Genomic DNA, 16578 nt, shown 5'->3' with positions numbered 1-16578 from the left:
TCTCCCCCATCTCCCTCATCTCTCCCTACTCCCTACTCCCTACTCCCTAATTTCTCAAACAACTTGGCTACTTTATCTAAATCCTTATCTCCAGGTGTTCGTTCCACACCACTAGATAAATCTATGCCGCTAGGATTAACCTGATTTAGGGCTTCCACAATATTATCGGCTGTCAATCCTCCTGCTAAAAACCAAGGACAACTAGGGCTAAATTGTTCTAGCATTGTCCAATCTAAAGTTTTGCCTGTACCACCCAGTTGTTGCGGATGGTAGGCGTCAAGTAGCAAAGTATCCACATATTTTGTGTAATCAGCAGTTGTGTCAAGATGCTCAAGACTCCTAATTCTCAAAGCTCTGATAATTTCGACCTGGCGTAAAGATTGACGCAATTGGTAGCAAAAATCTGGTGATTCATCTCCGTGTAACTGGACGCCAGTCAGCCCAGAATCAACAACTATCTGGCAGATTTCAGGGATGCTGGCATTGGCGAAAACACCAATTCTGTCAATGTTTGCTGGGAGTTCTGCCACTGCTGCCCGAATTTGCAACGTGGTAACGTAGCGGGGCGAACTTGGTACACAAATAAATCCTAGTGCCGTTGCGCCAAGAGAGGCGATCGCTATAGACTGCTCTGGTTGAGTAATGCCGCAAATCTTAACGCGCATGAATATCTGAACAAATTTAAATAATCACTTGAAAAGTCTAAACTATCTAAAAAACTTTTGGGCCTTGTAATTTTATAATCTTGTTGGTCTAAGATTAACTTTTCACTTTAGGAGACAAAAGCTTGATTTCCTCTATTTTTCTAGCACTAGCTGCATCTGTTCCCGCAACACCTGCGTGGAATCCTACAGTAGCGATCATCATCAGTGTCAGCAGCTTAGTAATGGTTTTATTAAGTACCAGGATTGAAAAACCCCTAGTTGGCCCCAAGTTCCCTATTTTGCCAATTAGTATTCCAACATTCGTTGGGGCGATGGCTTTTGGTCATATTATCGGCATTGGCATCGTTTTAGGGCTGACTAACATCGGTCGTCTGTAGTTTTTTGATGACTGCGGCGTTACAAGTAACGCCGCAGTCAATACAAAACTCCTAAAAACAATTTTGGCCGGGGCACAGGGGGAGAAAATTAACTCTTTCTCCTATGCTCCCAATACAGTTCGGACAAGGTTTGTTGATGACACACTTTAGATCCCAAAGACGCGATAAATCGCCGTCTTTACAAGAATCAGTCCTTTGTAGAAACGGCGATTTATCGTGTCTCTTGCCTTAACCGAGCCGTATTGGCTCTGCTCCCTGCTTCCTACCCCTCTGCCTCTTTTCATTGCAATACGCTTGGGTTAGCGCCAAAAACCTTGAAATGTGTAGGTTGGGTTGAGGAACGAAACCCAACATTTTCGGGGCTTTGTTGGGTTGCGCTTTGTTTAACCCAACCTACAATTTTCTATGCCCAATCCCCAATCCCCAGTCCCCCATCCCCACACCTAACAGCCATTAATTGTCTATTCTAGAAATAAGAGCATTGCGTCACTCTCAACTACTGAATTGATGCTCAATATCAATTTGTATACGAATATGCGTAGTATTTCAGTATAAAAACTACTGGCGATATTTAGTTTTAGGGAAATGTAATGCAAACAAATTGGAGAATTGGGTCTTTATTTGGAATTCCCCTATTTTTAGACCCATTATGGTTTGTGATTTTAGGGTTGGCAACCCTCAATTTTGGGGTAGCTTATCAGGAATGGGGGAATCTTATAGCTTGGAGTGCTGGAATAGTTATGGCACTGCTGCTATTTGGTTCGGTATTGTTACATGAGTTGGGTCATAGCTTAGTAGCCCGATCGCAAGGCATTAGAGTTAATTCAATTACTCTATTTATGTTTGGCGGGATTGCTGCTATTGAAGAAGAATCTAAAACTCCTCTCAAAGCGTTTCAAGTAGCGATCGCTGGGCCCTTGGTCAGTATCATACTATTTTTCTTGCTCGAGCTATTAACTATTGTGATACCTGAGACTAATCCTCTCAGTGTAATGGTTGGAGATTTGGCGAGAATTAACTTGGTGGTGGCTCTATTTAACCTGATTCCCGGCTTACCTCTAGATGGGGGGCAAGTGTTAAAAGCAGCACTATGGCAAATAACAGGTAATCGCTTTCAAGCCGTACACTGGGCTGCAAAGGCGGGGCAAATATTGGGTTATGCTGCGATCGCTTTAGGATTTGTTGTAGATTTCGTGACCAGGGAGTTAGTAGCTGGTTTGTGGATTGCGCTGTTAGGTTGGTTTGCTGTCCGCAACGCCAACAACTATGACAACATGACTACACTGCAAGAAAGCCTACTCAAGGTGGTGGCGTCCGATGCAATGACCCGTGATTTTCGAGTTATTGATGCTGATCAGACATTGCGCTCCTTTGCCGATTTATATCTCTTGGAAACCGCTCCCTCACAGGTTTATTTTGCTGCTTCTGATGGACGTTACCGGGGTCTAGTTTCCATTGACGATTTCCGTTTAACCCAAAGGAGTGAATGGGAAACCGAAACCTTACACAGCATAGTGCGCCCATTGACAGAAATACCCACTGTTGCAGAATCAACATCGATAGCTGAGGTGATTAACAAGCTAGAAAATGAGCAGTTACCTAGAATTACCGTGCTTTCTCCCGCTGGTGCTGTAGCTGGTGTAATTGACCGGGGAGATATTGTGCGATCGCTGGCACAAAAGTTAAATTTACGGATAACCGATGCTGAAATTAAGCGTATCAAGGAAGAAGGGAATTATCCACCGGGGTTGCAACTGGGAGTAATGGCGAAATCAGCTACAAATTAAACGTCACAACTTTGTCATAGGTTTGCAATAGATACGTCAAAAGTGTGTGTGATATTTAATTTGGTATTTGGTTACAAAATGCTTTTTTTGGGTAAAAGGTAGGAAATCCTACCTTTTTTTATTTTTATAGCCGTAGCCACATAGGTTAGGACATTTTGAAAACCCCAAGGCTAGGAATAGTAATACTTTTGCCTCCTGCCTCCTGCCTTCTGCCTCCTGCCTCCTGCCATAAAAGTATGACGTTACAAACAGCCCAACACAGAAATCGCCTCAGATGATTGGGAAATTATTAAAACTTCAAGTTTAAAGTGAGTAAAATGTAGGTACATGATATACTACGTCTCTCACTTACCCTGGTTTTATGGCACTGCCAATTGTTGCAATTATCGGACGCCCAAATGTGGGCAAATCCACCCTGGTTAATCGACTCGCCGGGGAACAAACGGCGATTGTCCATGATGAACCGGGAGTGACACGCGATCGCACTTACATGCCAGCTTTCTGGAATGGCCGCGAATTTTTAGTGGTAGACACTGGTGGTTTAGTTTTTAATGATGATACCGAATTTTTACCACTGATTCGCCAACAGGCAATGACAGCCCTTGCAGAAGCATGTGGCGCTATTTTTGTAGTCGATGGTCAAACAGGCCCCACATCGGCAGATTTAGAAATCGCCGAATGGATGCGCCAACAACGCGTACCTGTACTACTAGCTGTAAATAAATGTGAATCTCCAGACCAAGGCTTAATGCAAGCTGCCGAATTTTGGGAATTGGGATTGGGCGAACCTTACCCTATCTCCGCAATTCATGGCAGTGGTACAGGAGAATTACTCGACGAGTTAGTTAATCACATCCCTGCTATTGAGGATATCCCAGACACGAATGAAATCAAAGTAGCAATTGTGGGTCGCCCCAATGTGGGCAAATCGAGCTTACTCAATTCTTTTGTCGGGGAAGAGAGGGCAATTGTCAGCCCAATTTCCGGCACAACCCGCGATGCTATTGATACCGTCATTGAACGGGATGGACAAACTTACCGCTTGATTGACACCGCCGGCATTCGCAAAAAGAAACACATAGAATACGGCACGGAATTCTTTAGTATTAACCGTGCTTTCAAAGCGATTCGCCGCGCTGATGTGGTTTTATTAGTAATAGATGCCGTAGATGGAGTTACTGAGCAAGACCAAAAATTAGCTGGGCGGATTATCGAGGAAGGTCGAGCTTGCATCATCGTCGTTAATAAGTGGGATGCCGTCGAAAAAGACTCTTACACAATCTACGACTACGAAAAAACTCTGCAATCACGGCTACATTTTACCGAATGGGCAGAAACAATCTTTGTGAGTGCCTTGTCAGGACAACGGGTAGAAAAGATTCTCGAATTGGTGAAAACGGCGGCTGAATCACACAAACGCCGTGTCAGCACATCAGTAATTAATGAAGTTTTAACAGATGCCGTTAGTTGGCATTCACCGCCAGCATCTCGTGGTGGGCGTCAGGGCAAGATTTATTATGGTACACAAGTAAGTAGCCAACCACCAACGATCGCACTATTTGTCAATGATTCTAAACGCTTCAACGACAACTACCGCCGCTACATTGAACGGCAATTTCGTCAACAGCTAGGATTTAAAGGCACACCAATTATTTTGCTGTGGCGGAGCAAAAAAGTCCGTGATGCCGAAAGTGGTAATGTTAATAGAGCAACTCGCGTCAAAATAAGTTAGGAGACGCGATGAATCGCGTCTGTACAAGAGAGATGCGATTAATTGCGTCTGTACAAGAGAGACGTGATGAATCGCGTCTGTACAAGAGTTATGAGTTAAAGTCAAAACTCCTAACTCGTCATTCTTCACTCCTAACTCTAAAATGGATTTATTGCGATCGCTGCCACTTGGACTTTATCTAGAACAACCCCAAACTTGGCTGCATAAAATTGATCCGCGAGTCAAGTTCGCCTGGTTGATGAGCTTTTTAACAAGCTATGTTTTGGCCAACAACCTTTGGCGTGTGCTGCTAGTGGTAGTATTGATTATTGCCACCTTGATTGCGAGAATTCCCCGACGTGTATGGCAACAGCAAATGGGCTGGCTGTTAATGCTATCGTTTTTTATCTTAGCGATCGGAGCCATCAGTCCTGATGGAATGGGTGTAAATCATCAGCCACGCTTACCAGCTAATGAACAAATATTAACCCAGCAAGCATTCTCTAATAATATTAAAGAGCCAGTAGCCGAGAAAAAAGCATACAGCTACGTGCTATTTCACAAAGGCCCGGTTAAAGTCACTCGCTACTCGTTGAGTTTGGCGGTACGCCTGAGTACACTTATATTTACCGTAATTTACAGCACCAACCTGTATCTGTTAACAACCGCACCAGAAGAAATCACATCTGGCATCGAAAGCCTAATGCAACCCTTGCGACGCTTCAAGTTGCCCGTCACAGAAATTGCTTTAACTTTAACTTTGTCCTTGCGCTTTATTCCCCTAGTTCTAGAAGAAGTGCAAAATTTATTCCGCTCCGTGATGACAAGAGCAATTAATTGGAAAAAACTGGGATTAAAAGGAGCATTCAAGGTTTGGATGACAGTTGCAGAAAGACTTTTGGAAAATCTGCTCTTACGAGCCGATCAAATGGCGAATGCAATGATGGTACGGGGTTTTACCAGTCCCAATGAGCATCGAGTGCAGTGGCACGACTTACGATTAAAAGGGCGTGATTGGCTTGCGATCGCAACTTTAATCTTATTCTGGGGAATACGGGTAACTATAGGAACTCAAGTCTAATTTTGCCCCGAAAAATGGTAAGAGGTAATACAACAGAATTCAGAATTCAGGAGTCAGAATTCAGGAGTTAGAAGTAAAACATTAAATTGCCGTCTCTACCAAAGACTGATTATTGTAGAGACGGCGATTCATCGCGTCTCTTGCCTTAACCTCACAAAATTGATCCCCTAGCATTTCCTGTAGATTTTAGGTATTAACCAGCCTTACTCGAACACTACAAACTAATCTCAATATTTTTGACCGAGTACCCTTATGAATCTCTGCACAACGCTCAGGCATCAATTCCACCGCTAAAAATACTGGATAATCAATAGACCTTTTGCATAAATGATAGTTTTCTTTCCAGTCCCCAGTACCCAATCCCCAATCCCAATTTTGTGCCATTGGGCGACAGTTGTGGCAGTATGGAAAGAAGTTGAAAAATTCGCCATTGCCTTTGGAAACTTCAAAGGATGTTTTTCCTTGCCAAGCCGAACTTTCAACCAGAAGATCAGGACTATTTTGTGCCTTGTCCCTACAGATTGGTAAATTGAAATCACCAAAGCAGATGGTGATGTTTATCAACCAGCCTCTACTCTCTGAATCTACGCTTCGCGGCTTCTGTTGTACCATTCCGCTTCACTACCACTAGCTTCATCTGCCCATTAGAAACTAGATCAAGGTCTTCGTAACCGCAGTTTCGCATTTTAAGCAAATATTCTGGCGAATGTTGGTATTATCGTCTGAATGTTTGGAATTAACTGCGAAAAGATATATATACTCCCACCTTGACAACACCTTGACTCTTAAATGAATCCAGAAAACGCAGAAACTTACATAAACCATCCAACTTGGGGTTTACTCTACAAAATCTGTATGGTTGATGAAAACCAGGATTTGTTCACCACACTTTATGCCCAGCGCTTATTTTTTTTGGTGGCAAATGACGTTAAAGGTGTCAAATTCCAGTCTCTAGGACGTACTGAGGCGAGAATGATGTTGGAAAATCGCTTGCGTACTCTGCGGCGCAGTGGGCATTCTCAGGAGTACGATCAGCTTCAGAGTGTTTTCCAGCGCACCTTCCAATGAACAGTTCGATTTCCGAACGTATCGTTTCCATTCGCTCCTCACTGCCAACTTCAGTCAAATTGATTGCTGTTAGCAAACAAGTTTCTGCCCAGGCCATTCGGTCTGCATACAACGCAGGAATTCGTGATTTCGGGGAAAGTCGTATCCAAGAAGCTGCCAGTAAACAAGCCGAGTTGCAAGACTTACCGGATATTACCTGGCACTTTATTGGACATTTGCAAAGCAATAAAGCCAAAAAAGCCATCGAGCATTTCCCTTGGATTCACTCCGTGGATAATTTGAAGCTGGCACAGCGCTTAGACCAATTGGCGCAACAGCTAGGAGTGACTCCCCAGGTTTGCCTACAAGTGAAAATTCTCCCCGATCCCAACAAGTCTGGTTGGAGTGTGCCAGAACTTTTGGCTGATTTACCCACACTCAATCAATACAAAAGTTTACAAATTCAAGGTTTGATGACAATTCCGCCTTCCGGATTAAATGATTCCGAAATTCTTAATGTGTTTAATCGTAATCGTGAGTTAGCAAAAGAAATCCAGGAGCAAAATTGGTCGCACATAAAAATGCAGCACCTATCTATGGGTATGTCAGGCGACTACGAACTGGCAGTGCAAGCAGGTGCAACGATGGTACGATTAGGAACCATATTGTTTGGCGATCGCTCTTAAGCGTATTTCACATCCCTCTTTCGCTTGAGTATCAAGTGCAAGCAGGCGCAATGAGGGTGTGATTAATAACCATATTGTTTGGCGATCGCTCTTAGCCGATTAATCATCAGCCTTTGAGGACGGTATTAATAGAGATCAGGATTTGTTGACAAGAATTTTGTAACAGACTGGTGCAATTGGAAACAAAGGATATAGTATTGACAAGAGCAATCGCCAAGTCAAAATAGGGTATAAAGAAGTTTCCTTCGGATAAACCTTAGGATATAATCTTGACTCATTATTATGTTTAGGCGATGCACAGACCTTTCCAATAAGTGTCAGTTCATCGCCAAAACCCGTAGTATGGGCTACAAATAGCAATACACTTGCTGAAGTATCCACCGATGTAGCGAGCGCTCCTAGCTCAACTAATCCTTAGCCAAGTCAATACAGACTATTCGCACCAGGAGAGTACACACACAATGAACAACATTTTTTCCAAACTCAGAGACTTTGTGGGTCTAAATGAGCAAGTGGAATACGAGTATTACGAAGAAGAACCAGAAACAGATAACAATTACCAAAATCTGTATCAGCAAGAAAATCCCCAACCAGCACCACAAGAGAATCCAGCCGCTCAAAATCGACGCTGGCGGGAACCAGTGCCTACAATGGGAGATGATATAGCAACAGGTCAAAAGCCAATGGGGAATGTGATTGGTATGCCAGGAGCAATTAACGGAATTTCGGAAGTTTTGGTACTCGAACCACGCACCTTTGAAGAAATGCCCCAGGCAATTCAAGCGCTGCGAGAACGCAAGTCAGTAGTATTAAATCTGACAATCATGGATCCAGATCAAGCTCAACGAGCAGTAGATTTTGTTGCGGGTGGTACTTACGCACTAGATGGACATCAAGAGCGCATCGGTGAGAGCATCTTTTTGTTTACACCAAGTTGTGTCCAAGTTAGCACCCAAGGTGGCGTTCTTCATGAAGTACCACAACCACCAGCGCGTCCCTCTCGTCCTACAACAGGCCCTTCAAATCAAAGTTGGGGCAACGAAACTAATCGGATGGCACAATAAAGTTAAATTAGTTATTAGTCCTTTGTCCTTTGTCATTTGTCCTGGGTTTTGATCATAGTGACAAATGACAAACGACTGATGATTAATGCCTAATGACTAATGATCAATGACTATAAAATTTGGCTTAATTGGTGGTGGGGTAATGGGAGAAGCACTCTTATCCCGCCTGCTCGCGCGTGGAATTTATCAAGCATCAGAAGTCATAGTTAGCGAACCGCTATCTTCACGCCTAGATTTCTTAAAACAGCAATACGGTGTTGCTGTGACTACAGATAATAGCCAGGTTTTCAGTGAAGCAAAAGAAGTTGTCTTTTTGGCAGTGAAGCCGCAGGTATTTAGTGCGATCGCTCAAGAATTAGCAGATATTGATATTCTTAATAGAGAACAATCACCGCTGATCATTTCCATATTAGCGGGTGTGCCTTTAAATCAGCTAGAAGCTGCATTTGTGCAATTGCCAGTGATTAGAGCAATGCCCAACACCCCTGCAACTGTGGGAGCAGGAGTTACCGCGATTTGTTCGGGTGCATATACCAATGCCTTGCATCACCAAATAGCACAGCAAGTTTTTTCTACTGTGGGCGAAGTGGTGGAAGTGTCAGAAGGGCTGATGGATGCAGTTACAGGGCTATCTGGTAGTGGCCCGGCTTACGTGGCACTATTAGTAGAAGCACTTGCAGATGGCGGAGTCGCCGCAGGTTTACCTAGAGCAATTGCTAATCAACTAGCCTTGCAAACCGTACTGGGAACAGCGAAACTGTTGCAGGAAACCAAAATGCACCCAGCAGAACTCAAAGATCGTGTTACTAGCCCTGGCGGTACAACCATTGCGGGAATTGCCAAGCTAGAACAGGCAGGATTTCGTTCAGCTTTAATTGAAGCAGTCAAAGCTGCCACAGAGCGATCGCAAGAGCTGGGAAAATGAGAGACTGGGGATTGGGGACTAGGGACTGGGGACTAGGCGCTGAAATTCTTCTTAAATACCTAATACCCAATCCCCAATCCCCAATACCCAATCCCTAACGAAGTTGACAAAAGACTCGTTAATATAGTAAACAATCTGGTTGCAAATGTGATTGAGTGAATTATCCTGCACCGTCTCCAGAACTTGACTTAGGGTCTATATTTCCCTTTGAACTGGATCAGTTTCAAAAAGAAGCGATCGCGTCCCTGAACGCCGGACGCTCAGTAGTCGTATGTGCCCCCACCGGTTCGGGCAAAACATTAGTCGGGGAATACGCCATTTATCGCGCCCTGGCACGAGGAAAACGTGTATTTTACACGACTCCCCTAAAGGCGCTGTCGAATCAAAAATTACGTGACTTTCGAGAAAAATTCGGGTTTGATCAAGTCGGACTGTTAACTGGAGATGCTTCCATTCACAGAGATGCACCGATTTTAGTGATGACCACAGAAATTTTCCGAAATATGCTCTATGGTACACCCATTGGGCAAGTCGGCATCTCATTGGTAGACGTTGAAGCGGTGATACTTGATGAGTGCCACTACATGAACGATCGCCAACGTGGGACAGTTTGGGAAGAATCAATCATCTATTGTCCCCGTGAAGTCCAACTAGCAGCCCTCTCAGCAACGGTTGCCAATAGCGATCAACTCACCGACTGGCTAAATCGCGTTCACGGGCCAACAGACCTGATTTACTCCGATTTTCGCCCAGTCCCCTTAGAATTTCACTTTTGCAACCCTAAAGGGTTATTTCCCCTGTTGAATGATAGCAAAACTAAAATTAACCCCAGACTTCAGAAGAAGAAGGGTAGAGGGGGAGAAAGGGAGAGGGGGAGAAGTGGCAGACCTGAAGCTCCTGGTATCATTTATACCTTGAGCCAGTTAGAGCAACGGGATATGCTCCCAGCGATTTACTTCATCTTCAGCCGCCGGGGATGTGATAAAGCAGTGGCGGAAGTGGGTGATTTATGGCTGGTAAATAATGAAGAGTCCCAGATTTTGCGGCAACAGATTGATGACTTTTTAGCCCGCAATCCTGAAGCAGGGCGTTCTGGACAAATTGCACCCCTGTATCGGGGAATTGCTGCCCACCACGCCGGAATTTTGCCTGCTTGGAAAGCACTGGTAGAAGAACTATTTCAGCAAGGGCTGATTAAAGTGGTATTCGCCACCGAAACATTAGCAGCGGGAATTAATATGCCCGCCCGGACAACGGTAATTTCTACCCTTTCCAAGCGTACCGACACCGGACACCGCCTGTTGAATGCTTCCGAATTCTTGCAAATGGCAGGACGCGCAGGCCGCCGAGGAATGGATAAACAAGGTCATGTGGTGACAGTCCAAACTCCCTTTGAAGGAGCCAAAGAAGCCGCGTATTTGGGAACATCCAAGCCAGACCCCCTTGTAAGCCAGTTTACGCCCAGTTATGGCATGGTACTCAACTTGCTGCAAACCCACACCCTAGAGCAAACCAGGGAACTGATAGAACGCAGTTTTGGGCAGTACATGGCGACCTTGCATTTAAGACCAGAATATGACGAGATTGCCGAACTTGAAAGACAATTAGCTCAACTTCATGAGCAAATTGCCGCAGTTGATGAAAATGAACTGGCGATTTATGAGAAATTGCGGCAACGCCTGAAAGTGGAACGACAGATATTAAAGACCTTGCAAGAGCAAGCACAGGAAGATCGCCAAGAAGAATTGGTGATGATGCTGGGCTTTGCAGTGTCAGGAACTCTGTTGAGTCTCAAAGGCAAAAATATCACAGTGTCTTCACCAGTAACCGCAGTGTTAGTAGGAAAATCGCCTGGTTCTGGTCAAGCTCCTTACTTGGTATGCTTGGGGCACGATAACCGCTGGTATGTGGCAACTACAGGGGATGTAGTTGATTTGTACGCTGAACTGCCGCGAATTGAGGTGCCGCCTCATATACTACCACCGCCAGAGATGCCTTTGAAGCCAGGACAGTCACGCCGTGGTAACGAAGAAAGCTTTGCGATCGCTGTGCGTATTCCTGATCCGATAGAATCTTTGCATCTAGCACCAGAAGTAGCAGAACAACTCAGTCGCACTACCGCCGTCCAAGAGCAATTAGAAGCTCATCCCCTACATCAATCAGGCAATGCTGCCACGCTTTTCAAGCGACGCGCCCGCTATGTTGAACTAGAAGCCGAACTTGAACAGTTGCAAGGGCAAGTAGAGCAACAGTCACAACGTCATTGGGAAGAGTTTCTAAATTTAATCGCAATTCTGCAACATTTTGGCGGTTTGGATAACTTAGTCCCCACAGTATTAGGGCGAATTGCGGCAGCAATTCGAGGCGAAAATGAATTGTGGCTGGGTTTAGTATTCGCTAGTGGTGAATTGGACAACTTAGATCCGCACCATTTAGCCGCCGCCGCCGCCGCTTTGGTGATGGAAACTCCCCGTCCAGATAGTAAGGTTAACTTTGACCTAAGTAATGAAGTCGCAGAAGCCTTGGCAAAATTGCGGGGAATTCGCCGCCAAATGTTCCAAGCACAACGGCGGTATAACGTAGCACTACCGATATGGTTGGAATTTGAGTTAATTGCGATCGTGGAACAATGGGCGCTGGGAATCGAGTGGACAGAACTCTGCGAGAACACCACCTTAGATGAAGGCGATGTGGTGAGAATTCTACGCCGCACGTTGGATTTATTATCGCAGATACCCCACGTTCCCCACTTGCCAGACTCTTTCCAACGAAATGCCTATCGGGCGATGCAGTTGATTGATAGATTCCCTGTGAATGAGGTGGTTGAATAAACAGGGCGCTCTGACGCAAAACTAGTAGTCTGTCTCATTAGTTATGAGGGGTAAATCAGTTCGTAGTAAGGACTAAAGTCCTGGATTTTTAAGCACTGAAGTGCTTACTACAAACTCAGCAAAATTAATGCGATAGACCACTAGTAGTCTGTCAAGAATTAATTGACGGATAATTCCCTGTAGAGACGGCGATTTATCGCGTCTCTCTAACCGTCAAAATGAATTTGACGGTTAGAGAGACGATGTAGGGCAATTCATGAATTGCCCCTACTAATGAATTTACATTTGACCGAATAAAAGTAATGGTAAATAGTTAAAAATGCTTTTTTGGTTTCGTATACTTATATACGTAATTAATCACGTGTATCTAACAGAAGTTATAGTCGCTATCAGCGCTATTCAAGCTTAGTACACCAAGTTTCCAGTGCCGCGCAACTGCCGCAAAGAATTTAGACAGTATGGACAGTCACAGCCAAATGTCTGAATTGCAGCATCACTTTCCTCCTCAGTAAAGTTCAACATAGCAATATTCTCATCTGATACTGATGTGACAATCGTTGAAGAACGTGTAGAGGTATACGGTTGCTTTCTCTCTGAATCTCGAATACACACAAAATCTTTTCCACCATGTGGGTTAGTGATACAGGTACGACCGTCTTGTGTGTGCATTAATCGCTGAGTAATACTAGCATGGGCAGGATTCAATACCGCCAGGGTAGACATCAGCGACACAAAAATTGAGGAACTAGAAAGCAAATTCAGGATAATTTTTTTGTTCATAGATTTCCTTGAGAAAATTGTCTACTAGCTTAGGGTATTCGATTAATTTTTAAACTTCAAGTTAATTTTTCCTGAGAATAGCTGGCTTGACACTTGTTGCTCAAGAAAGTTCCATGTCTACTCAGTTTGATCACACATTATTTGCTACAGGAGAACTCAGATATCAAACAGGGTTGATGTCTCGTTTTGAATCGCTCACTACGAACAAAAGTTCTATCTTGGATTATTTTATACAGTTGACAACTACTATTACTGTATTTACAAGATTATAAATCTTAATTTAAACCAAAAGATAATATCAATATTTAGCAATAAAAATGATATAGATTCTCGTTCTTAAATTATCAACTTGTAAAAATTTCTTTTTTTAATTACATTTGTAAAAAGGCTTAGGTCTTAGGTAATTTACTAGCCTCAACAGAAAAAATGAAGCGGAAAATACATTTAGAATCTTCAGGTTGTTCTAACTGTGGACATGATCATCACGAGAATCATAACCATGTTCATAATCACAATCATGATGAGAATCATAACCATGACCATAATCACGATCACAGTGGAGAATTAAATCTGAAAAATGAGGTATTGCCTTTAATAGTGATTCTAAGTTTATATGTGCCTGGTATAATTTTTGAAGATCAATTACACAATACATTCTATTCAATAGGTGAATATCTGCTTTTCATCCCTGCCTATTTATTAAGTGGATGGAGTGTTTTAAAAACTGCTGGACGTAATATCCTCAGAGGTAAAGTATTTGATGAAACATTTTTAATGACAGTGGCGACATTAGGAGCGATCGCAATTCATAAATTACCCGAAGCTGTCGGAGTAATGTTATTTTATAAAATTGGAGAATTGTTCCAAGATATTGCCGTCAGTCGTTCCCGTAATTCTATCAAAGCATTATTGGAAGTCCGCCCAGACTATGCCAATATTCAAATAGAGGGAGAACTCAAAAAAGTATCGCCAGAAACAGTAAATGTTGGGGATATTATCGTCGTGAAACCCGGAGAAAAGATTCCCTTAGATGGCGAAATTATAGATGGTAATTCGCAAGTTGATACATCTGCATTAACTGGAGAATCTGTGCCGCGAACAGTGAGGCTGGGAGAAACAGTTTTGGCTGGGATGATCAATAAAATGGGTGTTCTCAGCATTAGAGTCACAAAACTCTTTGATGAATCTTCCATTGCTAAGATTTTAGACTTGGTGCAAAATGCCAAAAGTAAAAAAGCAGAAACAGAAAAGTTTATTACTAAATTCGCACGATATTATACACCAATAGTAGTTTTTACATCTTTAGCAGTTGCAATATTACCTCCTTTATTCATTTCTGGTGCAACTTCTTCAGAGTGGATTTATCGCGCCCTAATTTTACTAGTTATTTCCTGTCCCTGTGGACTCGTTATCAGTATTCCATTAGGTTACTTTGGAGGTGTGGGAGGTGCAGCCAGACGTGGTATTTTAGTCAAAGGCTCTACTTTTTTAGATACTTTAAATGCAGTGAATACAGTTGTTTTTGATAAAACTGGAACGTTAACTCAAGGGGTATTTAAAGTAGTAGAAATAATACCATTAAATGGCTGGAATGATGAAAAATTACTGCAATTAGCTGCCAAAGTAGAATCACACTCAAATCATCCCATTGCTCAATCTATCCGCAAGGCTTATGGTGAAAAAATTGATGAATTTGAGGTGAGAGATTATGAAGAGATAGCAGGCTATGGAATTAGAGCCAAGGTTGAAAATAGGGTAGTGATAGCAGGAAGCGATCGCTTATTACATAGAGAGAATATTTATCACGATAATTGCCAGTTAGAGGGAACAGTTATTCATCTAGCAGTGGATGATATTTACGCTGGGTATATTGTCATTGCTGATGAGCTCAAAGAAGATGCAAGATTTGCTATTCAAGCACTCAAGCGAATGGGTGTAGAGAGAACAGTCATGTTGACAGGAGATAATCAAGCGATCGCTTCTCGAATTGCTCAACAGATTGGCATAGATACCTACGAAGCAGAGTTATTACCCGAAGAAAAAGTTAATGTCATTGAGAAGTTACTCAGCACCGCCGGCAAGCATGGTAAAGTTGCCTTTGTTGGGGATGGTATTAATGATGCGCCAGTAATCGCTAGAGCAGATGTTGGGATAGCGATGGGCGGGTTAGGTTCAGATGCAGCGATAGAAACTGCCGATATTGTGATCATGACAGATGCACCATCAAAAGTGGCAGAAGCCATACAAATCGCCAGAAAAACCCGCACAATTGTTTGGCAAAATATTGGCTTTGCTTTAGCAATTAAAGCTGTATTTATTGGATTGGGTATTTTTGGTATAGCAACAATGTGGGAAGCTGTCTTTGCTGATGTTGGAGTAGCCTTGCTGGCAATTTTAAATGCAACTAGAGCGATGAAATAAAACATGAGTCAGAATTCAGAATGGGCTAAACCTTAGCTATCCGCTAACAGAATTCAGAATGCTCTACCCATAACGCTATCATCCACTCGTACAGAATTCATACTGAATTATGACTCCTGAGTTCTGAATTCTTCTTATAAAATTTTTGGGAAATCGGGAATCTGTAATTGGGAAATTGTAGTAGTTAAACGATGAGTACTCACAACTCATATTCTGCTACCCAAAATAGAACCCATGCATTCATCAATCAAAGGTATTGCTACGGCTACTTTAGTTTTACTGCTAAACTATTCAGCAAATCCAGCCTTTGCACTACCGCAGAAAATCAATCATCCAAGTACTGTTGCTACGCAAGCGTCAAAAGATATCTTAATTGTTCCTGGGGAACGAGTGGGGCCGATAACACGTACAACCACCAAGCAAGATTTAGTAAAGCTGTTTGGTAAATCCCGTCTCGTTGATAAAACCATTTCAGGACCCGAAGGAATAGGTAGTTTTGCAGCTACTCAGCTAAATCTAAATCAGGGGCGATCGCTTTTGGTAGTCTGGAGTGATAATACTCGTACCAAACCTCTAGATGTGCGTAACCTGGGTTGGGCTTGGAAAACCCGCGAAGGTATTGGTGTTGGAACCCCATTAAGCGAATTACGCAAGAAGTTAGGTAACTTTAGACTCTATGGATTGGAGTGGGATTACGGCGGTACTATCTTGTTGGATAGTAGTAAATTATCCCGTTATCAAGGCAAACTCATTTTACGAGTAAACGCTGCTCCCAATGCTTATGAAAAGTTCCCCAATGACTACCAAGCAGTGTTAGGGGATAGTACTTTTTCCTCTAGCAATCCCCACTGGAAACGTTTGGGAATTAGGCTAGGAGAAATTATCGTTGTATTGAATCCTAGTCAGGAATGATGTACTTTCACAAATTGCTTGTTGGAAGCCTTGCAATGGAAAGCAGCGGCGATCGCACCAAAAACTAGATACACTTCAGCCAGAATGGGACAAGCGCCATATTAGCGATGAACTAGATAAAATTGAGTTTGCATTGCAATCATGAAACTTATGTAAATATACAGTTATTTGGCAGATGGAAATCAGGATTTCCTCACCCAGAAAACAAGGAAAATAGAGATATTCAGTTAATTGGTGTTTGTTTATACTATTTCAAATTTTTGTAGTCGTTATACTCATAACTTAGGTTCT

The 16578-nt window shown here is 43.0% G+C and carries 14 protein-coding genes; 11 read left to right on the top strand and 3 right to left on the bottom strand.

Annotated elements, in window-relative coordinates; genetic code table 11:
- Positions 1-32 precede the first annotated feature (32 nt).
- A complete protein-coding gene (locus A4S05_RS04935) occupies positions 33-665 on the bottom strand; it encodes a phosphoribosylanthranilate isomerase (RefSeq protein ID WP_069068716.1) in 633 nt (210 codons plus the stop codon).
- Positions 666-787: 122 nt separating this feature from the next.
- Between A4S05_RS04935 and psaK the strand changes: the two genes are divergently transcribed.
- The 4 genes from psaK to A4S05_RS04915 all read left to right on the top strand — a co-directional run bounded on the left by psaK (position 788) and on the right by A4S05_RS04915 (position 5621).
- Complete coding sequence (gene psaK, locus A4S05_RS04930; RefSeq protein WP_069068715.1) at positions 788-1042, top strand: photosystem I reaction center subunit PsaK; 255 nt, start codon at positions 788-790, stop codon at positions 1040-1042.
- A 590-nt stretch (positions 1043-1632) separates the two neighbouring features.
- The gene (locus tag A4S05_RS04925) at positions 1633-2829 is read left to right on the top strand and encodes a site-2 protease family protein (protein ID WP_069068714.1); all 1197 of its coding nucleotides are present in this window, start codon (positions 1633-1635) and stop codon (positions 2827-2829) included.
- 361 nt (positions 2830-3190) lie between these two features.
- The gene (gene der, locus A4S05_RS04920; protein WP_069068713.1) at positions 3191-4561 is read left to right on the top strand and encodes a ribosome biogenesis GTPase Der; all 1371 of its coding nucleotides are present in this window, start codon (positions 3191-3193) and stop codon (positions 4559-4561) included.
- Positions 4562-4703: 142 nt separating this feature from the next.
- On the top strand, positions 4704-5621 hold the full coding sequence (locus tag A4S05_RS04915; protein ID WP_069068712.1) for an energy-coupling factor transporter transmembrane component T family protein: 918 nt from the start codon (positions 4704-4706) through the stop codon (positions 5619-5621).
- 186 nt (positions 5622-5807) lie between these two features.
- Here A4S05_RS04915 and A4S05_RS04910 read toward each other — a convergent pair whose 3' ends face one another.
- On the bottom strand, positions 5808-6233 hold the full coding sequence (locus A4S05_RS04910; protein ID WP_069068711.1) for a hypothetical protein: 426 nt from the start codon (positions 6231-6233) through the stop codon (positions 5808-5810).
- 177 nt (positions 6234-6410) lie between these two features.
- Here A4S05_RS04910 and pipX point away from each other — a divergent pair, with 177 nt between their 5' ends.
- From pipX to A4S05_RS04885, 5 genes are all read left to right on the top strand, one after another.
- On the top strand, positions 6411-6689 hold the full coding sequence (pipX, locus tag A4S05_RS04905) for a transcriptional coactivator PipX (protein WP_069068710.1): 279 nt from the start codon (positions 6411-6413) through the stop codon (positions 6687-6689).
- Complete coding sequence (locus A4S05_RS04900; RefSeq protein WP_069068709.1) at positions 6686-7354, top strand: YggS family pyridoxal phosphate-dependent enzyme; 669 nt, start codon at positions 6686-6688, stop codon at positions 7352-7354. Before pipX ends, A4S05_RS04900 begins: the two co-directional genes overlap by 4 nt.
- A 461-nt stretch (positions 7355-7815) precedes the next feature.
- Entirely contained in the window at positions 7816-8418 is a 603-nt protein-coding gene (locus A4S05_RS04895) for a cell division protein SepF (RefSeq protein ID WP_069068708.1), read from the top strand.
- Positions 8419-8524: 106 nt separating this feature from the next.
- Positions 8525-9343 carry a pyrroline-5-carboxylate reductase gene (gene proC, locus A4S05_RS04890; RefSeq protein WP_069068707.1) on the top strand — a complete coding sequence of 273 codons (819 nt, stop codon included), beginning with the start codon at positions 8525-8527 and terminating at the stop codon, positions 9341-9343.
- 155 nt (positions 9344-9498) lie between these two features.
- On the top strand, positions 9499-12174 hold the full coding sequence (locus A4S05_RS04885; protein ID WP_069068706.1) for a DEAD/DEAH box helicase: 2676 nt from the start codon (positions 9499-9501) through the stop codon (positions 12172-12174).
- A 405-nt stretch (positions 12175-12579) separates the two neighbouring features.
- Here A4S05_RS04885 and A4S05_RS04880 read toward each other — a convergent pair whose 3' ends face one another.
- Positions 12580-12954: a hypothetical protein gene (locus A4S05_RS04880; RefSeq protein ID WP_069068705.1), complete on the bottom strand. Its 375-nt coding sequence runs from the start codon at positions 12952-12954 to the stop codon at positions 12580-12582.
- Between the two features lie 426 nt (positions 12955-13380).
- On the opposite strand from A4S05_RS04880, the gene A4S05_RS04875 reads away from it, so the two are divergent.
- Together A4S05_RS04875 and A4S05_RS04870 are read left to right on the top strand one after the other, a co-directional pair.
- The gene (locus A4S05_RS04875) at positions 13381-15375 is read left to right on the top strand and encodes a heavy metal translocating P-type ATPase (RefSeq protein ID WP_069068704.1); all 1995 of its coding nucleotides are present in this window, start codon (positions 13381-13383) and stop codon (positions 15373-15375) included.
- Between the two features lie 234 nt (positions 15376-15609).
- Positions 15610-16287 (top strand): hypothetical protein, encoded by a 678-nt coding sequence (locus A4S05_RS04870; RefSeq protein ID WP_069068703.1) that lies wholly within the window; start codon positions 15610-15612, stop codon positions 16285-16287.
- The last annotated feature ends 291 nt before the right edge of the window (positions 16288-16578 follow it).

Source organism: Nostoc sp. KVJ20, assembly GCF_001712795.1.
In the GTDB taxonomy this organism is placed as follows: domain Bacteria; phylum Cyanobacteriota; class Cyanobacteriia; order Cyanobacteriales; family Nostocaceae; genus Nostoc.
Note: the sequence above shows the minus strand (reverse complement) of the source record. Positions and strands in the feature narration are given on the sequence as shown.